Source organism: Kineosporia sp. R_H_3, from assembly GCF_002198675.1.
In the GTDB taxonomy this organism is placed as follows: domain Bacteria; phylum Actinomycetota; class Actinomycetes; order Actinomycetales; family Kineosporiaceae; genus R-H-3.
Map to the genome: position 1 here is coordinate 20,228 of NZ_MWLL01000094.1, position 18,259 is coordinate 38,486.

Annotated in this window: 19 protein-coding genes; 12 read left to right on the forward strand and 7 right to left on the reverse strand. The window is 74.3% G+C overall.

Annotation, left to right across the window (positions count from 1 at the left end):
• Positions 1-16 precede the first annotated feature (16 nt).
• Positions 17-358, reverse strand: coding sequence for a hypothetical protein (locus tag ECOMGDLI_RS08215; protein WP_088315933.1), 342 nt, complete (start codon positions 356-358; stop codon positions 17-19).
• Positions 359-540: 182 nt separating this feature from the next.
• Here ECOMGDLI_RS08215 and ECOMGDLI_RS08220 point away from each other — a divergent pair, with 182 nt between their 5' ends.
• Positions 541-1,374, forward strand: a complete 834-nt coding sequence (locus ECOMGDLI_RS08220) for a Type 1 glutamine amidotransferase-like domain-containing protein (protein ID WP_158220939.1) — start codon at positions 541-543, stop codon at positions 1,372-1,374.
• A 3-nt stretch (positions 1,375-1,377) separates the two neighbouring features.
• Here ECOMGDLI_RS08220 and ECOMGDLI_RS08225 read toward each other — a convergent pair whose 3' ends face one another.
• Positions 1,378-3,603, reverse strand: a complete 2,226-nt coding sequence (locus ECOMGDLI_RS08225; protein WP_088315937.1) for an EAL domain-containing protein — start codon at positions 3,601-3,603, stop codon at positions 1,378-1,380.
• 391 nt (positions 3,604-3,994) lie between these two features.
• On the opposite strand from ECOMGDLI_RS08225, the gene ECOMGDLI_RS08230 reads away from it, so the two are divergent.
• The 4 genes from ECOMGDLI_RS08230 (at position 3,995) to ECOMGDLI_RS08245 (ending at position 7,664) form a co-directional block, all read left to right on the forward strand.
• Entirely contained in the window at positions 3,995-5,449 is a 1,455-nt protein-coding gene (locus ECOMGDLI_RS08230) for a pyridoxal-dependent decarboxylase (RefSeq protein ID WP_088315939.1), read from the forward strand.
• Between the two features lie 99 nt (positions 5,450-5,548).
• On the forward strand, positions 5,549-6,895 hold the full coding sequence (locus ECOMGDLI_RS08235) for a hypothetical protein (RefSeq protein WP_088315940.1): 1,347 nt from the start codon (positions 5,549-5,551) through the stop codon (positions 6,893-6,895).
• 104 nt (positions 6,896-6,999) lie between these two features.
• A complete protein-coding gene (locus ECOMGDLI_RS08240; protein WP_088315942.1) occupies positions 7,000-7,248 on the forward strand; it encodes an Arc family DNA-binding protein in 249 nt (82 codons plus the stop codon).
• Entirely contained in the window at positions 7,245-7,664 is a 420-nt protein-coding gene (locus tag ECOMGDLI_RS08245; protein WP_088315944.1) for a type II toxin-antitoxin system VapC family toxin, read from the forward strand. Before ECOMGDLI_RS08240 ends, ECOMGDLI_RS08245 begins: the two co-directional genes overlap by 4 nt.
• Before the next feature lie 87 nt (positions 7,665-7,751).
• Here the strand turns inward: ECOMGDLI_RS08245 and ECOMGDLI_RS08250 are convergent, their stop codons facing one another.
• Together ECOMGDLI_RS08250 and ECOMGDLI_RS08255 are read right to left on the reverse strand one after the other, a co-directional pair.
• The gene (locus tag ECOMGDLI_RS08250) at positions 7,752-8,963 is read right to left on the reverse strand and encodes a multidrug effflux MFS transporter (protein ID WP_088315967.1); all 1,212 of its coding nucleotides are present in this window, start codon (positions 8,961-8,963) and stop codon (positions 7,752-7,754) included.
• Between the two features lie 238 nt (positions 8,964-9,201).
• Positions 9,202-10,182 (reverse strand): aldo/keto reductase, encoded by a 981-nt coding sequence (locus ECOMGDLI_RS08255; protein WP_088315946.1) that lies wholly within the window; start codon positions 10,180-10,182, stop codon positions 9,202-9,204.
• Positions 10,183-10,346: 164 nt separating this feature from the next.
• On the opposite strand from ECOMGDLI_RS08255, the gene ECOMGDLI_RS08260 reads away from it, so the two are divergent.
• From ECOMGDLI_RS08260 to ECOMGDLI_RS08275, 4 genes are all read left to right on the forward strand, one after another.
• Positions 10,347-10,901, forward strand: a complete 555-nt coding sequence (locus ECOMGDLI_RS08260) for an HXXEE domain-containing protein (protein ID WP_143447578.1) — start codon at positions 10,347-10,349, stop codon at positions 10,899-10,901.
• A gap of 108 nt (positions 10,902-11,009) precedes the next feature.
• Complete coding sequence (locus tag ECOMGDLI_RS08265; RefSeq protein WP_158220940.1) at positions 11,010-11,777, forward strand: DUF2786 domain-containing protein; 768 nt, start codon at positions 11,010-11,012, stop codon at positions 11,775-11,777.
• 51 nt (positions 11,778-11,828) lie between these two features.
• Entirely contained in the window at positions 11,829-12,164 is a 336-nt protein-coding gene (locus ECOMGDLI_RS08270; RefSeq protein WP_088315952.1) for a PadR family transcriptional regulator, read from the forward strand.
• Complete coding sequence (locus ECOMGDLI_RS08275) at positions 12,161-12,871, forward strand: PASTA domain-containing protein (protein ID WP_143447579.1); 711 nt, start codon at positions 12,161-12,163, stop codon at positions 12,869-12,871. Before ECOMGDLI_RS08270 ends, ECOMGDLI_RS08275 begins: the two co-directional genes overlap by 4 nt.
• 54 nt (positions 12,872-12,925) lie before the next feature.
• Here the strand turns inward: ECOMGDLI_RS08275 and ECOMGDLI_RS08280 are convergent, their stop codons facing one another.
• Both ECOMGDLI_RS08280 and ECOMGDLI_RS08285 read right to left on the reverse strand, forming a co-directional pair.
• The gene (locus tag ECOMGDLI_RS08280; protein ID WP_088315953.1) at positions 12,926-13,519 is read right to left on the reverse strand and encodes a hypothetical protein; all 594 of its coding nucleotides are present in this window, start codon (positions 13,517-13,519) and stop codon (positions 12,926-12,928) included.
• Between the two features lie 102 nt (positions 13,520-13,621).
• Positions 13,622-14,470 (reverse strand): enoyl-CoA hydratase/isomerase family protein, encoded by an 849-nt coding sequence (locus ECOMGDLI_RS08285; protein WP_088315971.1) that lies wholly within the window; start codon positions 14,468-14,470, stop codon positions 13,622-13,624.
• Positions 14,471-14,640: 170 nt separating this feature from the next.
• Between ECOMGDLI_RS08285 and ECOMGDLI_RS08290 the strand changes: the two genes are divergently transcribed.
• Positions 14,641-15,711: an alpha/beta fold hydrolase gene (locus ECOMGDLI_RS08290; RefSeq protein WP_088315955.1), complete on the forward strand. Its 1,071-nt coding sequence runs from the start codon at positions 14,641-14,643 to the stop codon at positions 15,709-15,711.
• A 107-nt stretch (positions 15,712-15,818) separates the two neighbouring features.
• Here the strand turns inward: ECOMGDLI_RS08290 and ECOMGDLI_RS08295 are convergent, their stop codons facing one another.
• The gene (locus ECOMGDLI_RS08295) at positions 15,819-16,607 is read right to left on the reverse strand and encodes a carboxylesterase (RefSeq protein ID WP_088315957.1); all 789 of its coding nucleotides are present in this window, start codon (positions 16,605-16,607) and stop codon (positions 15,819-15,821) included.
• 86 nt (positions 16,608-16,693) lie between these two features.
• On the opposite strand from ECOMGDLI_RS08295, the gene ECOMGDLI_RS08300 reads away from it, so the two are divergent.
• Together ECOMGDLI_RS08300 and ECOMGDLI_RS08305 are read left to right on the forward strand one after the other, a co-directional pair.
• Entirely contained in the window at positions 16,694-17,236 is a 543-nt protein-coding gene (locus ECOMGDLI_RS08300; RefSeq protein ID WP_088315959.1) for an NUDIX hydrolase, read from the forward strand.
• Positions 17,237-17,472: 236 nt separating this feature from the next.
• Positions 17,473-18,259 (forward strand): RICIN domain-containing protein (locus tag ECOMGDLI_RS08305; protein ID WP_198954673.1); only part of this gene is annotated, 787 nt, incomplete at its 3' end.

Consider the following 18,259-nt stretch of genomic DNA (forward strand, 5'->3'; position numbering starts at 1 on the left):
GGCCTGCCCCGGGGCGTCAGCTGCTCGCGGTCGCGAGCGCCACGACGTCGTCCGTGCCCGCGAGGAGCAGGACGGCGTCGAGCAGGTCGTCGGCGCCGAGCCGGTCGGTCACCGGCCGGCCGGCGCCGTCCCTGCGCTCGTAGACCTCGGCGGGGACGCAGAACGCGGGCACGTCCGCGAAGGACAGCGCCGAGACGACCGGCTCCGGCGCCTCCTTGACGATGCGCCGGGCGCAGCCGACGCAGTCGAACTGGTACCACGACACGTCGGCCCACCGGTCGACGACGAGGAGCAGGTCCTCGCGTTCGAGGACGACCGTGCCGCAGCCCGGGCACGTCGTCGTGATGCTCGCCGCCATGGCGCGATCCCTCTCCTGGCCGTACATGTCCCCGTGTCCCCCTCGACGTCGCTTCGGTCCAGACCTTTGCAGGTCGATCGCCCCCGTCGAGCATCGACTCCGCCACCGTAAGAGGTGCGGAGGACGCGCGAAGTGCACTTGCGGCATGTTGCAATTCGGTATCGACGATGGATCGGAGCGGCGTGGACACGGACGGCGACGGCATCACCAGCGGCAGCGACGACGGGGCCGGACCGGCTCCGGCGGGTGGTGCCCACGAGGCGTTGCTCCGCACGACGGCGGGGCCGGTCGCGCTCGTCGGCTCCGGTGAGTACCTGCCGGTCCTCGAGCCGTTGGAGCGCGCGCTGCTCGAGGGCCGCGCCCCGCGCTACGTCCAGCTCGCGACGGCGGCCGCCCCCGAGGGCGCGGACTCGCTCGCCCGCTGGCACGGGCTCGGCAAGGAGGCCGCGGAGCGGATCGGCGTCGAGCAGGTCGTCGTCGACGTCCGCGACCGGGACGACGCGCAGCGCCCCGACCTCGCCGCGCTCGTCGAGGGCGCAGGGCTGGTGTACCTGTCCGGCGGGAACCCGGCCTGCCTCGCCGAGACGCTGCGCGGGACGGCGGTCTGGGAGGCGATCCTCGCGGCCTGGCGGGCCGGGGCGGCGCTCGCCGGCTGCAGCGCCGGCGCGATGGCGCTGTCCGCGAGCCTGCCCGACGTCCGACGGCCGTGGCGGCCGGCGCTCGACGGGCTCGGCGTCGTCCCGATGGTCGAGGTGCTCCCGCACTTCGACAAGTTCGCGTCGTGGATGCCGGACCTCGTGCTGCGGCGGGTCGCGGGCGCCCCGGCCGGCGTCCACGTCGTCGGCGTCGACGAGGACACCGCGCTCGTCGGCGGGCTCGGCGGCTGGGACGGCGACGCCGCCGCCCCCGGGACCACGTGGCGCGTGCACGGCCGGCAGTCGGCGTGGCTCCTCGACGCCGCCGGCCGGCGCGAGGTGCCGACCGGGGCGGACGTCGTCCTCGACCTCAGGGCCTGAACGTCAGGAGACGACCTGGTCCCCGGTGTCGGGGAGCACGACCTGGGGCGCACCCCACGGTGCCGGCCGGCCGAGGTGGAACCCCTGCGCGTCGTCGCAGCCGAGCTCGCGCAGGTAGCGGAACTGCTCGGCGGTCTCGACGCCCTCGGCGGTGACCCGCATGCCCAGGCCGCGGGCGAGGGCGACGATGGCGGAGACGACCGCCGCGGCACCGTCGCGGTCCCGGGCGGGCGCGTCGCGGTCCCAGGGCGCGCCGCGGCCGGGACCGGGGAGCACCGGCTCGGTCTCGCCGCGCAGCGCCTCGACGAACGAGCGGTCGACCTTGAGCCGGTCGACGGGCAGCCGCTGCAGGTGGCCCAGGCTGGACCAGCCGGTGCCGAAGTCGTCGAGGGCGATCCGGACGCCCTGCGCCCGCAGCGTGCCGAGCCGGACGACGGCGGCGTCGATGTCGGACATCACCGCACCCTCGGTGATCTCCAGGCAGAGCCGGTGCGGCGGCAGCCCGGTGAGGGCCAGCGCCTCCTCGACGACGTCGACGATCCGGGCGTCGGCGAGCTGGCGCGGCGAGACGTTGACGCTCACGGTGAGGTCGCCGGGTGCGGCGACGGCGTCGGTGCACGCCTGCACGAGCGCCCACATCCCGAGCCGGACGATGAGGCCCGAGTCCTCCGCGACCTCGATGAACTCCCCCGGCGGGACGACGCCGAGCCGGTCGTCGCGCCACCGGGCGAGCGCCTCGAGCCCGACGAGGCGGCGGTCGGCGAACGACACGATCGGCTGGTAGTGCAGCGTGAGCCCGTCGGGGGTGGGCTCGCTCATCGCGTGGCGCAGCCGGTCGAGGATCCGGACCCGCCGGACGGCGCGCTCGCGCAGCTGCGGGCCGAAGACGGCGTACCTGTCCCGGCCGCGCTCCTTCGCCTGGTACATCGCGGCGTCGGCGTCGCGGAGCAGGTCGCCCGGCGTGCGGTGGGTGCCGTCGGCGACCGCGACGCCGACGCTCGCCGAGACCGTGAGCCGCAGACCCGCCACGTCGTACGGCTCGCGGAGCACCTCGACGACACGCACCGCGAGGTCGCTCGCGCTCGCCTCGTCCGCCTCGGGCAGGAGCAGCGCGAACTCGTCGCCGCCGAGCCGGGCGATCGTCGCGTCGTCCGCGACCCGGACGAGCCGCCGGGTCACCTCGATGAGCACCTCGTCACCGGCGCCGTGGCCGAGCCCGTCGTTGACCGCCTTGAAGCCGTCGAGGTCGGCGAAGAGCAGTGCGGGGGCGGGGCTGCCCGGGCGCGGCGGCAGCAGCCCGTCGAGCAGGTCGCGCAGCGCGAACCGGTTGGCGAGGGCCGTCAGCGGGTCGTGCGTCGCCTCGAACGCGAGGACCTGCTCGCCGAGCTTGCGCTCGGTGATGTCCTGGTGCGAGACGACGGCACCGGGCCGGCCGCGCAGCGGGACGATCTGCACCTGGAACCAGCGCATCGAGTGCCGCTCGGCGAGCGCGAAGTCGGTGGTGAAGGCCGGACGGCGCTGCTCGAGGACGTCGGCGAGCCCGGCCGCGATCTCGGCGGCCGGGCCGGCGTCACCGGCCGGTGCGGCGTACGCGCCGGCGCAGACGTCGAGGTAGTGCATCCCGACGGTCGGGTCCTGACCGGGCGGCGTCGCCTCCTCGGGCGGGAAGTCGTGCGCCGGGTGCACCCGCCAGTAGCGGATCCACGCGTCGTTGACCGCGGTGACCACGCCCTCGCCGTCGACGACCGCGGTCTGCGAGGGGAGCGAGGCGAGGACGGAGCGGACGAAGGCCTCCCGGTCGCGGCGCTCGGCCTCGACGAGCCGGCGGCGGGTGACGTCCCGGTGCACCCAGACGAGGAACGTGCCGCCGCTCAGGGTCAGCGGGCTCACCGTCACCTCGACCCAGATCGCGGTGCCGTCGCGCTGGTAGAGCTTGAGCACCTCGGTCGTCGGGCCGCCGCCCGCGGCGATCGAGGCGACGAGCCGCTCGGCGGTGGCGGCGTCCGTGCCGGAGCCGTGGAAGAGGCGCGGGTCGCTGCCGAGCACCTCGGCCTCGTCCCAGCCGCTGCGGCTCAGCAGGCCCGGGCTGACGTGGACGACGGGGGGCCACGGTGCCTGCGCGGTCGGCAGGGTCGTGACGAGCAGCGGGGAGCGGGCGTCGTCGAGCAGCGTCTCGTACATCGCCAACCGGTCGGAGTCGGTCAGCGCGCCGGCGCCCGCGACGAGCATGCTCCTCCCTCGCCCGAGGCCCCGCAGGGCCGAGTAGGCCCCGCAGGGCCAGGTGGGTGCGTACGCCGGACCCCGCCCGCGGGCCCGGGCAGGACTGACGCACCGTTCTCATCGGTCGCGACCGAGGGCGTCCCCGCGCCGCAACCTGTCACGCAGTGATCGTCGAGTGACCGATCGTGGAGTCACCCATGGTGCCCGATCACCAGCCGTGACGCTGCCATTGCGCAGAGAAAGTCCGGGAACCCGGGTGCAGCAGTGCCACCCCTGGGCCGCCGATGGCCCGCAGTCCGCCCGTGATCGGCGCCACAATCACCCTCCCAGATGGACAACTTGTCTAGCGAAACTGTCGACTGTTGACCAGAGTGCCTCCTCTACGCGCATCCTGGGCACCATGACGACACTGAGGGACGCCGAGGAGTCCACCCCGCCCTCGCCGTCGCCCGCCCCCGGCGGGACCGGGCCGGCCGGCAGCTGGGGCGACGAGTCCGCGACCGTCGCCGCCGTCCTGCGCTGGGCGGCCGAGCGGCTCGCCGGCGGCGGCGACCCGACGACGTCCGCCCGGAGCGCGGCGGACCTCGACGCGCTCACCGGCGCCACCGTCACGCCGTCCGGCATCGGGCCGCAGGCGGCGATGACCGTCTTCACCGACGTCGTCGTCCCCGCGACCCGCGCCCAGGACGACCCGATGAACCTCGCGTACGTGCCCTCCGCACCGACCCGCAGCGCGGCCGCGTTCGACCTCGCGACGAGCGCCTCGAACATCTTCGCCGGCCTCTGGGAGTGCGGCGCCGGCGCGATCCACGCCGAGAACCAGGTCATCGCCTGGGTCGCGTCGCTGCTCGGCTGGCCCGCCTCGGCCGGCGGCTGCTTCGTCGCGGGCGGGACGACGGGCAACCTCTCGGCGCTCGTCGCCGCCCGGCACGCCGCGGCCGACGCCCGCGAGGCCGCCGGGCTGCCGCGCCGGCCCGAGGACGGCTGGGCCGTCGCCTGCACGACGGACGCCCACTCCTCCGTGCGCTCGGCCGCGCGCGTCATGGACGTCGACGTCGTCCTCGTGCCGGGCGACGCCCGCGGCCGGCTCACCGGCGCACCGCTCGCGACGGCGCTCGCGGACGCCGGCGACCGGGTCTTCGCGGTCGTCGCGACCGCCGGGACGACGAACGGCGGGCTCGTCGACGACCTCGCCGGCATCGCCGCCGCCTGCCGCGAGCACGCCGCCGGCGCCGGTCTTGCGCACGACGTCTGGCTGCACGTGGACGGCGCGTACGGCGGAGCCGCGCTCGCGGCACCGAGCGTCGCGCACCTGTTCGCCGGTGTCGAGCACGCCGACTCGTTCATCGTCGACCCGCACAAGTGGCTCTTCGCGCCCTACGACGCGTGCATCCTCGTGTACCGCCGTCCGGAGCTCGCGAAGGCCGCGCACCAGCAGACGGCGAGCTACCTCGACCACGTCGACCGTGCGCAGTGGAACCCGGCGGACCTGGCGATCCACCTCTCCCGGCGGCCCCGCGGCCTGCCGCTGTGGTTCAGCCTCGCGACGCACGGCACCGACCGGTACGTCGACGCCGTCGAACGCTGCCTCGCCACGGCCCGCGCGGTCGCGGACGGCATCCGCGAGCGCCCGTTCCTGCGCCTCGTCGTCGAGCCGGACCTCTCCGTGCTCCTCTTCGAACGCGTCGGCTGGGCCGAGGCCGACTACGCCCGGTGGTCGGCCGAGCAGGCCCGCGCCGGCCGGATCCTCTGCGTGCCGACCCGCTGGGGAGGCGCGCCGGTGCTGCGTCTGGTGTTCGTCAACCCCGACACCGAGGCGGACGCCGTGCTGCGCGCGCTCGACACGGTCCGTTAATGCTCCGGGCACGGTGGGTGGACGAATAGGCAGTTACGTTCCTCCGGGGAGAGATGTACGGTTCACGGGCATCGTGGACATGGGGGTCGGAGGAAGCACGTGGAGGCAGCGGCACGCACGACCGGCACGGTCGTGGCCGCGTTCCCGCTCGGGTTCGAGATCACGCTCATGGTCGAGGAGACCGGCGACCTGAGTGTGCCGACGACGTACCGGTGCGCGCCCCGCCGGCGGCGGGTCGCCGCCGGCTGGCAGGACGCGCTCGAGGGGGACGGCGCCGCCGAGGCGTTCGTCGACCACCTGCGCCACCACGTGAGCCCGCCCGTCGACGGCTTCCGGCTGCTGCGCGTCGTCCCGCCGCCGGAGGCCAGCGGGGAGCGCGAGGTCTTCGAGGACGAGGACTCGCAGGCCGTCGCGGTCGGCGAGCGGGTCGTCGTCCGCTGGAACCTGCGGGTCGGCGACCGGCCGCACCCCGCACCGCTGACCCTGACCCACCTCGCGGAGGTGGGCTTCCACGAGGTCCCCGCGACGCACGGGATGCTGCTGTGGACGGCGCCCAGCGGCCGCGAGGTGCCGTGCGCCCTCGCGACGGCGTACCTGCCGCGGGCCCGGGACGGCCGGCAGTGGGTGCTCGACCTCGTCGAGGAGCACCTCGGCCTCACCGGCGGGTCGCCGCGGCCGGACCCGTGGATCAAGGACGCGCCCGCCCGGCTCGGGCGGCTCGCCGCGCACATGCACCTCGCGCTCGCCCGGCCGAGCAAGGTCGTCCCCGAGCCGGTCCGGCGTGCCGGTGGCGAGACCGTCATCGGCTGGCACACCGCGATCATGCGCCGGCTCGAGACCGCCTACCAGAACGTGCTCGAGGGCCGGATCGAGTGGGCCGCACCGGACGCCGTGGAGATCCTCGAGGCGCGCAACGAGACGCTCACCGCGGCCGTCGACGCGCTCCTCGACGTCGCGGCGGACGCCGACGGCGTCGTCGTCCAGCGGGTGCACGGCGACCTGCACATCGGTCAGGTGCTCCGCTGGAGCGGCGGCCTGTCGATCACCGACTTCGACGGCGTGCCCGGCGGTGGCGTAGGCCTTCCCGACCCGGACGACCCCGGCGCGACCGCTCTGCTCCTGCCCGCCGCCTGGGACGTCGCGCGGCTGCTGCGCAGCGTCGACCGGGTCGGCCGCACCGCGGACGCCAAGGCCGGCTTCGCGGTGACCGACGAGGTCGACGCCTGGGTGACCGAGGCGCGCAAGGAGCTGCTCCGGGCCTACCGGGCCGAGCTCGACGCCGCGGACCGCCGCGAGCTGCTCGACGACCGGCTGCTCGAGGCCTTCGAGGTCGACCAGGCGTGCCGGGGCATCCTCGACGCGGTCGAGGGCGAGGAGCCGCTGCCCGGGCGGACCGCCGCCGTGCTCGCGGCGCTGCGCAACCGGTACCCGGCCCAGGACGGCTGACACGTCCCGGCCGTGACGGCACTGCTGTCATTGCCGTCATTGACAGCATCCGCCGCCGGACGTAGCTTGATCATGCGTCTGTGAACTCCGCAGTGAGGTGACCCATGGCCACGGTCAGCATTCGCGATCTCGACGACGGCGTCCGGGACCGCCTGCGCGTGCGTGCGGCCCGGAACGGGCGGTCCATGGAGGCGGAGATGCGAGAGATCCTCACGGCGGCGGTCACGGACGACGGTCCGCAGTACCCGGATTTCGTCTCGATGCTCATCGATGTGTTCCACGACGTCGGGGGGGTCCATCTCGAGATCCCGGCCCGCGAGGCGCACCCCGGCCCGGTCGAGTTCAGGTCGTGATCGTCCTCGACACGAACGTCGTGTCGGAGCTCATGGAGGCAGCGCCCGACCCGGCGGTGATCGACTGGCTCCGTCGACAGGGCAGGCCGGGGTTCGCCACGACGTCGGTGACCGTCGGCGAGGTGACGTACGGGATCGAGAACATGCCGGCCGGTCGCCGCCGCGAGACCAAGGCGCAGGCCGCGGCCCGGGTGTGGGCCGCGTTCCCGGGCGCGGTCCTGCCGTTCGACCGGGCGGCCGCGGAGGCCTATGGCGCGCTCATGGCGAAGCGTCGGCGGGCCGGTCGCCCGATCTCGACGCTGGACGCCCAGATCGCGGCGATCTGCCAGGTGCAGGGCGCGATCCTCGCGACGCGGAACACCAAGGACTTCGAAGGCCTCGGCCTGGACGTCGTCGACCCGTGGACGGCGGCCTGAGCGTCGCCGTCCCGGTGGGCGGCCGGCGGCCCGGAGCGGCTACCGGTCGGGTGTGCCGGTCCGGCCCGAGGGGCCCGGCGCCCGGGCTCAGGCCGTGGCGAGCGCCGCGGCCGACCGGCGGGTGACCCGGAGCACGAGCAGCGACCCGAGCAGGCACGCCGTCATGAGCCCGGCGAGCGGCAGCACGGTCGCGCCGCCGGCGAGACCGACGAGCGGGGCGAGCGCGCCGCCGACGGCGAACTGGAGCACGCCGAGCAGCGCGGAGGCCGCGCCGGCCCGCTCCGGGTGGGCGTTCATCGCGCGGCTCGAGGCGACCGGCATCGCCGCCCCGACGGAGAAGACGATGACGAAGAGCGGCACGACGACCCCGACGACGCCGAGGGCACCGGTGAGGCCGGCGACGAGCACGAGCACCGCGCCGAACAGCCCGAGGCCGACGGCCCGGGGCAGCATGACGGCGGCCGGCCACCGGTTCGCGAGCAGCCCGCTCACCTGGTTGCCGAGCACGAGGCCGACGGAGTTCACGCCGAAGAGCAGGCCGAACTGCCCGGGCGTGAGGTCGAAGACCTCGCGGAGCACGAACGACGAGCTCGACACGTAGATGAACAGTGCCGAGAACGTCAGCGACACCACGGCGGCCGCACCGACGAAGCCGCGGTCGAGCAGCAGCAGCTTGTAGCTGCCGAGCGCCCGTCGGACGCCGCTGCGCCGCCGGTCGGCCGGCAGGCTCTCGCGCAGGCCGACGAGGACGACGCCGGTGAGCAGCGCCCCGACGACACCGAGGACGACGAACAGGCCGCGCCACGACGTCCGCTCGAGGAGCAGGCCGCCGAGGGTCGGCGCGAGGATCGGGACGACGCCGACGACGAGCATGAGCTTGGAGAACGACCGCACGAGCTCCGGCCCGGAGACGAGGTCGCGGACGACGGCCCGCGCGACGACGACCCCGGCGGCGCCGGCGAGGCCCTGCGTGAAGCGCAGGGCGGTGAAGGTCGCGATCGACGGTGCGAGCGCGCACGCGAACGAGGCGAGCGCCCAGGCCCCGAGGCCGACGGCGATCGGCACCCGGCGGCCGACGGCGTCCGAGACCGGCCCGGCGACGAGCTGGCCGAGGGCGAGCCCGACGACGCAGGCGGTGAGGGTGAGCTGCACGGCGGCCTCGCTCGCGCCGAGCTCGCGGGCGAGCTCGGGGAAGGCCGGCAGGTACAGGTCGATGGAGAGCGGGCCGAGGGCGGTGGCCGCGCCGAGCACGAAGGTCTGGCGGGCGGTGAGACGTCGGGCGGCCTTGGGGTGGTGCATGTGCACGAGAGGTGGAGCCTTCCGTCGTACGGCGGGACCGTGGCCGGACGGTCCCTCGATGGCCTCGGCCGGTCACCGGGACCGGCCCGAGGAGGTCTGCGCGACGGTGGGACGACGGTGGCCCGACCGACGAGTGCGCCAACCGGGCGCCCGTGGGATTGCTTCCCCGATCAGTCGGCCTCGTGCGCCGGTGCCGCAGACCTGTTGTGCCGCAACGGGTCTTGATACGTGATCCTGGTCACGCCCAGGCGCGGTGGCTGCGGGCGGTCCAGTAGTCCTCGGGCTTGTCGGCGTACGACAGGGCCTCGTCGAGGATGCCGGGGTCGAGCGCCAGACCGGCCGCCGCGACGTTGCTCAGCAGCTGCTCGGGGTTCGCGGCGCCGGAGAGCACCCGCCACGCCCACGGCTGGGCGAGCGCGGCGGCCGTCGCGAACCGGTCGAGCGGCACCCCGACCCGGTCGGCGAGGCCCTGCAGCTGCGGGTTCGGGTGCGGGTCGGAGGGTGTGAGCCGGCCGTTCGCGACGGCCTCCTTGACGATGACGCGGCACCCGGCGTCCGCCGCCTCGGCGAGCGCGTCGCCGACCGAGGGCTCGAGGAGGTTCCACGTCGACTGGATCGAGGTGAAGAGCAGCTCGCCGTCGACGACGATCTCGAGCGCCCGCCGGATCGTGTCGCACTGCCGCGGGCCGGACGTCGAGATGCCGACCCGGACGCCGTCCGCCCGCAGCCCCGCGAGCGCGCGGTGCACGAGCCGGTCGTGCATGACGCCGGTGTCGAGCGTCGCCGAGTGCACGTGGTAGACCGAGAGCCGTTGCCCGAGAAGGCCCTTGGACTGGGTGACCTGCTCGGTGAACGCGGCGAGGCTGTGGTCCTTGACCTCGTGGACGGCGGCGTCCATCCGCCAGTCGCCGACGTACCGGTAGCCCCACTTCGAGCCGATCTCGACGTCCTCGGCCTCCGGCGGCCGGCGGGTGCCCCGGTCGCTGAGCCAGGCCGCGAGGAACTCCTCGGCCCCGCCGTACGAGCGCGCGACGTCGACGTACCGGATGCCCGCCTCGTAGGCCGCGTCGAGGACGAGCCAGGTGCGGTGCCGCAGCGCGTGGACGTCCCGCTCGCCGTTGAAGTCTCGGGCCCGCCCCGAGTTGATGTACGCCGGGCGTCCGACCGCCGCGAGGCCGATCCCCACCCGGACCGCACCGTCCGTCGCTCCGTCGCGCATGGGACGAGCGTTTCACGATCCGGTCACCCGGCGCAGCGCGGACGGCGTGGCGTGCGTCGCCCCGCCGGTCCGTGGACACCGCGCGCGACGGACGCGGGACCTTCCGCCGGGGGATCCCGGCCGGCGGACCGCCTAGCGTCGGCGCCTGGCAGGAGGGGGACGCCGTGCGGACGACGATGGACAGGGCGGCGACGAGGGCGGCGACGTGGGGGCTGTTCGTGGCCTGGCTCGTGCACGACCTCGAGGAGGTCGCGACGATGCGGGCCGACTCGCGACGGCTCCTGGCGAAGGTCCCGGACCGGGTGCCGCTCCCCGCGGGCTGGCGCGAGGGCGGCCTTCCGCAGCGGCACGTGAACGCCGCCGTGGTGCTCATGGGCACCACGGTCGTGGCCGCCGCGGCGCAGGGACACCGGACCGGCGGCCGTTCTGGGCTCTACCAGAGCGCGCTGCTCGCCTTCGGCGTCCACGGGTTCGGGCACATGGCGATCAGCGTGGCCGCCCGCCGGTACACGACCGGGGTGATCACCTCACCGACCGTCGTGATCCCGTTCTGGCTCTGGGCCCGGCGCCGCCTGCGGACGGCCGGGGTGCCGTCCACCGCGTCCCCGAAGGCGGCGGCGGCGGTCGTCCCGCTGCTGTGGACCACGCACGTCCTGGCGTACCTCCTCACACGCGGGCGCCCGGGGTCGCGCAGGGCTCCGCGCGACCCCGCGGGCTGAACCGCCCGGGTCCGCCTGTCGGTGGTGTGCGGCATGCTCTGCGCTGTCCGCGGTGGGGGCCGGTCCGGGCGCACCGGGCCGCCGTCGCTACGGAAGGCTGGCACCACCATGAGCAGCACCACCACGAACCAGACGAGCCGCACCTCCGTCGAGGAGCGCGTCGCCCTGCTCCTCGCCAAGGCCGAGTCGACGACGCCCGAGGAGGCCGAGGCGCTCACCGAGCACGCCGAGCGGCTCATGCTGCGGCACGGCATCGAGCAGGCCACGGTCGCCGCCGCGCGCCGCGGGCAGCAGGTGCGCCCGGAGGAGATCGTCGAGCAGCGGATCCCGTTCACGGGCGTCTACGGCCGGGCGCTCGTGACGCTCGGCAGCGCCGTCGCCGGCGAGTACGGCACGGTCCGCACCTACTACCTCCAGGTCCGCGGCGCGACGAGCACGACGCTCGTCCTCGTCGGGCACGAGTCGGACGTCCGCGCCGTCGAGACGCTCGTGACGTCGCTCGTGCTCCAGGGCCGGGTCGCGCTCGACCGATGGTGGCGCACGGTCAGGGAGCAGCCGGGCGCCCGACTGCTCTCGGGCAGCGAGCGGACGGCGCTACGCCGGGACTACCTCATCGGCTTCGGCCAGGGTGCGGCCGACCGGTTGCGGTCGACCCGCGAGGTCGTCCACGCGGAGGCCGAGCAGGCCGAGCCCGGCTCGACGCTCGCGCTCGTCGACCGCGGCCGAGCGGTCGACGCCTATCTCGCGGACCTCGGGCTGCGTCGCGGCCGCCGGATCCGGGTCGGTGGCGGCTACGACGTCGGCCGCCGTGACGGGCGGCGCGCGGACGTCGGGACGACGTCGGTCGCGGGGGCGAGACGGGCTCTCGGGCGCTGACCCTGCGGTCACCGCTTGACGGACTACTCCGTAAAGCGGGATAGTCGCCGCATGGTCACCCCGCAGATGCTCAAGGGCGTGCTGCCGATCGTCGTCCTGTGGTCGCTCGCCGACGACGACGCCTACGGCTACGCGATCCTCAAGAAGCTGCGGGACGCCGGGTTCACCGGGGTCGGGGACGCGTCGGTCTACGGGACGCTCCAGCGTCACCACGACGCGGGCTTCGTGACCTCGTACCTCGGCGACGGCGGCCAGGGCCCCGCCCGCCGCTACTACACGCTGACGCCGTCGGGGCGTCTGGCGCTCGAGAACGTACGTCACGACTGGCACGCGCTCGTCCGCGCCGTGAGCGCCGTCGTGCCCGCCGCGGAGGGGCAGATCGCATGAGCAGTACCCAGACCCAGCAGGCCCGCCAGTTCCTCGCGGCGGTCGAGGCGGCGTGCGCCGACCTCGACCCTGCCGAGCGGTCCCGGCTCGTCGGCGGGTTGGAGGAGCACCTGTCCGAGCTGTCGGCAGACGGTGTCGACCTCACCGCCGAGCTCGGCGACCCGGCCTCCTACGCGCGGGAGCTGAGGTCGGCGGCCGGGCTGCCGACGGGGTCGACGGTCGCCGTGCCGGCCGGCCTCCCCGCCGCCGGCCACGCGGGCGCGGCCGGTTCGGGTGCACCGTCTCCGGCGACGACGGGCGGACTCCCGTTCGGCCCGCCCGCGACGGCGCAGCCACCGAGGGCGGCGCAGCCGGGGCCGAGCACGAACAAGGTGCTGCTCGTCATCGGAGGCGTGCTCGCGTTCATCGCCGTCCTCGTCACTGCGGCGCTCGTGCTGGGCGGGGTGTTCTTCGCGGCCCGCAGCGACTCGGGTGTCGTGTCCGTGACCCCCGCCGCGCCGGCCCCGGTCGCGGTGACCGTGCCGGACCTCACCGGCCAGCCCGAGGCGCAGGCCAGTCAGCTGCTCGCCGAGGTCGGGCTGAGCGTCGTCGTCCAGACGGCCTCGTCGGCGGCCACCGCGGGAGAGGTCCTGCGGCAGGACCCGCCCGCAGGGGCGTCGGTGGAGCCCGGCTCGGTCGTCCGGCTCACGGTCTCGTCCGGGCCCTGAGCGCCGCCGCCGCGCCGGTCGGGTGAGACGAAGCGAGGCAGCTCGCCCCGCAGATCAGGTGCCCTCCACGCGGTACTCGTCCACGTACTCCCAGTTGCTCGAGGCGATCTGCAGCGTGTACTCGACGACACTGCACGTGGTGGAGTGCCAGGGCTGGCCCAGCCGGGGCTTGGAGGACACGGTCGGCCGCACGACGCCGTACGTCCAGAGCTCGTCCATCCAGCGGTCGACGCCAGGGCTGTTGCCTCCGTGGATCACGACGCGTTGCGTCTGTCCCGGCTCCAGGGTGCTCGGGCCCACTTCGACGACCGCGGGCTGGTCGGTGCCGGACTGCGTCGCGTACACGTAGGGCAACGAGAAGTAGCCGAGGACCAGCCTGGTCTGCTTCGCTCTGGGCGACCTGTTCGTGACGGTCCCGTTGGCGTAGAACCAGCCGTCCATCTCGACGTGCACGAAGATGTTCCAGGTGACCCCGCTGTCGCTGCACGTGACGCGGGCCTCGATCCCGTCGCCCTCGGAGGGTCTGTACTCGGCGAGCGGCACGGCGGCGGCCGGTGTGGCCCCGAGGGCCACCGACGCGACGACGGCGGCGACGGCCGCGACCATCCGGGTGCGCAGCCGGTGGAAGCGGGGACGGTTCTGGTGCACAGGACTCCTCGGCTGACGCCGGACCGCCGTGCGGCCCGCGGACAGGACGACGGGACGATAGGTCGGCCCGGTCACCGTGCGGTCACCGCCGGGTCACCTGCGTCAGGGCCGGCGCGCAGCCGGGAAGTCCGGTGACCGCTTCTCGAGGAACGCGGCGACACCCTCGGCGTACTCGGGGCTGGTCCACGAGGAGTGGTAGATCTCGCGGACGGTGTCGTCCTCGGCCAGATGTCCGGCGACGACCCGGTCGACCATCGCCTTGCCGCCGAGCAGCGAGACCTGCGCCCGCGACACGAGCACGGACGCGAGGGCTGAGGCCCGGTCGAGCACAGCACCGGGCGGCACGACCTCGTGGACGAGCCCGATCCGCAGCGCCGTCGGTGCGTCGAGCAGCTCGGCGGTGAGCAGGATCCAGCGCGCCCACGCCGGGCCCACGACCTCGACGAGGCGGGCGGTCGAGGGCAGCGCGTAGACGATGCCGAGCTTGGCCGGCGTGACGCCGAACCGGGAGTCCTCGGCGCAGACCCGGAGGTCGCACGCGAGGGCGACCTGGGTGCCGCCGCCGATCGCGAAGCCCTCCACGGCGGCGATCGTCGGCTTCGGGAAGTCGACGATCGCCTGCTCCCCCGCCTCGACCGCCTCGCCGTACGCCCGCGCCCCCTCGGGCTCGCCCCGCATCGTCCGGAACTCGCCGATGTCGGCACCAGCACTGAACGGCCCGCCCGCCGTCCCGCGCAGGACGACGACGCTCACCGCGTCGTCCGCGGCGAGCACCGGCATGAGCCGGGCCAGCGCGAGCCACATCGCGTACGAGATCGCGTTGTGCTTGTCGGGCCGGGTCAGCTCGACGGTCGCGACGCCGTCGGAGACCGTGACGGCGAGCTGCCCGGCAGCGTCGCCGATCGCGTCGGTGATCGCGCCGGTCAGGGCGTCGGTGATGCGTGCGTCCATGACGGCGATCCAACCAGCCGCGGCGGCGAGCGTGGCGAGGCGCGCGTCACGCCGTCCGGCCGTCGTCGTCCGGCACCGCACCCGCCCTGCAACCCCCGCGCAACGGGTGACAGGCCCGGGGTTCCGTGTTCTGCTGCCTTCATCCACCCGGCACGACTCAAGGGAGAGACGTGATCCGCAACGACTTCTACACGCCCGAGGTCCAGGGCGCGTACCAGCTGCACGGCCTCGGCGACTTCACGCTCGAGGAGGGCGGCACGATCCCCGACCTCCAGGTCGCCTACGCCACCTACGGCACGTTGAACGAGGACAAGAGCAACGCGATCCTCATCCCCACGTGGTTCAGCGGCACCCACCAGACCTGGGAGCTCGTCTACATCGGCGAGGGGCGCGCGCTCGACCCGACGAAGTACTTCATCGTCGTCGTCAACCAGATCGGCAACGGGCTGTCGACGTCCCCGCACAACACCGACGGCCCCGTCGCGATGTCGAGGTTCCCGAAGGTGCGGATCGGGGACGACGTCCGGGCCCAGGAGCAGCTGCTCCGCGAGGTCTTCGGCATCGAGCGGCTCGCGCTCGTCGTCGGCGGCTCGATGGGCGCGCAGCAGACCTACGAGTGGGCGGTGCGCTTCCCCGACAAGGTGCTGCGGGCCGCCCCGATCGCCGGCACCGCGCAGAACACCCCGCACGACTGGCTCTTCACCCAGACGCTGCTCGACGCGATCTCCTCGGACCCCGGCTTCAACGGCGGCGAGTACTCCTCGCACACCGACGTCGCCGACGGCCTCGCCCGGCACGCCGACATCTGGTGCGTCCTGGGCCTGTCGACCGAGTTCTGGAAGACCGAGTTCTGGCGGGGGATCACGCTCCCGCCGGACGTCTCGTTCTCGACGATGCACGAGTTCCGGGACAACTTCGTGCGCGGCGTCTTCCAGGCCATGGACCCCAACGCCCTGCTCGTCATGGGCTGGAAGTGGCAGCACGGGGACGTCGCCCGCAACACCGGCGGCGACCTCTCGGCGGCACTGGGCCGGATCACCGCGAAGACGTTCGTCCTGCCGATCGACGAGGACATGTTCTTCCCGGTCCGGGACTGCCGGGCCGAGCAGGAGCAGATCAAGGGCAGCGAGCTGCGGGTGCTCCCGAGCATCGCCGGCCACTTCGGCCTCTTCGGCTTCGAGCAGACCTACCTCGACGCGGTCGACTCTGCCCTCACCGACCTGCTGAACACAGAAGTCTGACCCACACCCGCCCCCCGCTCATGCTCGCGCCCCGTACCGTTCCCGGCCCCCGACGGCGCCGAGAACGGTTCACACCGTGAGCATGAGCGGGGTGGTGGGGGGGGTGACTACGTGCGGGCGGTGACGGCGGCGTCGGCGAACGACAGCGCGCGCTCGATGATGAGGTCGCGGTCGTGGTCGATCGTCGCCACGTGGTAGCTGCGCTCGAGCTCGACCACCTCGACGGGTCCGCCGAGCAGGCTCGTGAGGGCGGCGTGCGAACCGGGCGGGACGACGTGGTCCTGCAGGCTGTGGACGACGAGCGCGGGCGCGGTGATCGACGGCAGCGACGCCTTGAGCGGCACCATGCCCTCGCCGAACGAGATGAGTGACGCGATGGGCATCGACGAGTAGGCAAGCTCGACGACGTCCGGGTCGGCGACGTCGTTGCCGACGCCCTGCGCGAACCGCTCGCCGCTCGCGAGCACGGGGCGCAGCTGGTCGAGCAGCGGCGCGAAGTCGTCGGGCTCGACGGCGGCGTTGACGAGCACGAGGCCCGCGACGTCCGGGTGCTGCGCCCCGAGCCACGCCGCGAGCGCGCCACCCATCGACAGCCCGACGACGACCACGGCGTCGGTGCGGGCGGCGAGGTCGGTGTAGGCGGCGTCCGCGGCGGCGGTCCAGTCGGCCCAGACGTAGTTCGCCATGTCCTCGACGGTCGTGCCGTGGCCGGGCAGGCGGGGCATCTCGACGGTCCAGCCGGCCGCCGCGAACGCCTCCGCGACCGGTCGCATCGACATCGGGCTGCCGGTGAACCCGTGGACGACGAGCGCGCCGCGGCGGTCGCCCGCGTGCGACATCGGCTCGGCCCCGGGGAGCACGGGCGGGTGGTCGGTGCGGTCCTGGGTCTCGGTCATCGTCTCTCCCCGGTCGTCTCCGTCGACGTCTCCGCCGACCCTACTGAGGCGCCGGCGCCTCGGCGAGGGGTCGTAGGGTCCAGGGCATGAGCCACCCGCCGGACGCCGGGCCGGACGTCACGGCACCGGCCGCCGAGGTGCTCCCGCCGCGCGGTGCGACCGTCGTCCGGACGACCGGCCGGATGCTCCCCGTGCGCTCGGACGGCCGGGTGCTCCTGCTGCGCGGCTGGGACCCGGACACCCCCGACGACCCGTTCTGGTTCACGGTCGGCGGCGGCGTGGACGCGGGCGAGACGCACCGCGACGCCGCGGTCCGCGAGCTCTTCGAGGAGACCGGCATCGTCGTCGCCCCGGCGGACGTGACGCCCGAGCTCACCCGGTACGGCGTCGAGTTCTCCTGGGCCGGTCGGTGGATCGTCCAGGACCTCGTCTTCTTCGCGGTGCTCGTGCCGGACGACGCGACGACGTCCTTCGCCGGTCTCGACGGGGCCGAGCGGCAGAGCATCGACTCGGCGCAGTGGCTGACACCGGACGAGCTGGTCGCGACCGGGGAGGCCGGGGACGACGTCCGGATGGTCGAGGTGGTGCGGACGGCGGTGGCACGGGTGCTCGGCGACGTCGCCCGGTAGCGCGGCGGCGAGGCCCGCGAAGCCCGCGAGGTCCGGTCGCGCTGCGGTCCGCAGGACGTCCGGCGTCCGGGGCAACCTTCGGCGCTCTCCTGGAGCACTCAGGTGGTGCACAGCACCTGTGAGCCCCACGCAACGTCAGGAGACGTCCGTTGCCCCAGACACCTCTACCCCCGCGGCCGCCGGTCACGGTCCGCCGGCGCAGGACCGGACTGCGCACGCCACGGCGACGCATCGCCGTGGCGACGCTCGTCGTCGCCGCCCTCGGCGGCGCCGGCCTCACCGCCTGGTCGACCGCGGCCTCGGCCGCCATCACCGTGGACACCGACAGCTACTACGTCGTCGTCAACGCCAACAGCGGCAAGGCGCTGGACGTGTGGAACCGGTCGACCGCCAACGGCGGCGAGATCCGCCAGTACACGCGCACGGACGCGGCGAACCAGCAGTTCCGGTTCGTGAGCTCGGGGGGCGGGTACTACCGCCTGCAGAGCCGCCACTCGGGCAAGGTCCTCGACGTCATCGGGGCGTCCACCGCCGACGGCGCGGGCGTCCAGCAGTACACGGACTACAACGTCAACAACCAGCAGTGGAGCCTCACGGGGCTGGACAACAACTCGGTCCGGTTCATCAGCCGCAACTCGAACAAGGCGCTCGAGGTCTACAACTGGTCGACCGCGGACGGCGGCACCGTCGTCCAGTACACCGACCGGGCGACCGCCAACCAGCAGTGGCGGCTGGTCCGGGTGGGTGCCGCGCCCACGCCCGGCAGCACCTCGACACCGCAGCCCACCACCACGCAGCCCACCGGTACGCCGCAGCCCACCGCCACCTCCACCGCGGGAGGCTCCGCGCCCGGCACCACGCTGGCCGCAGCGGCCGCGCGGTCGGGCCGGTACTTCGGTACGGCGATCGCCGCGGGCAGGCTCAACGACGGCACGTACACCTCGATCGCGAACCGTGAGTTCAGCATGATCACGGCCGAGAACGAGATGAAGATGGACGCCACCGAGCCGAACCAGAACCAGT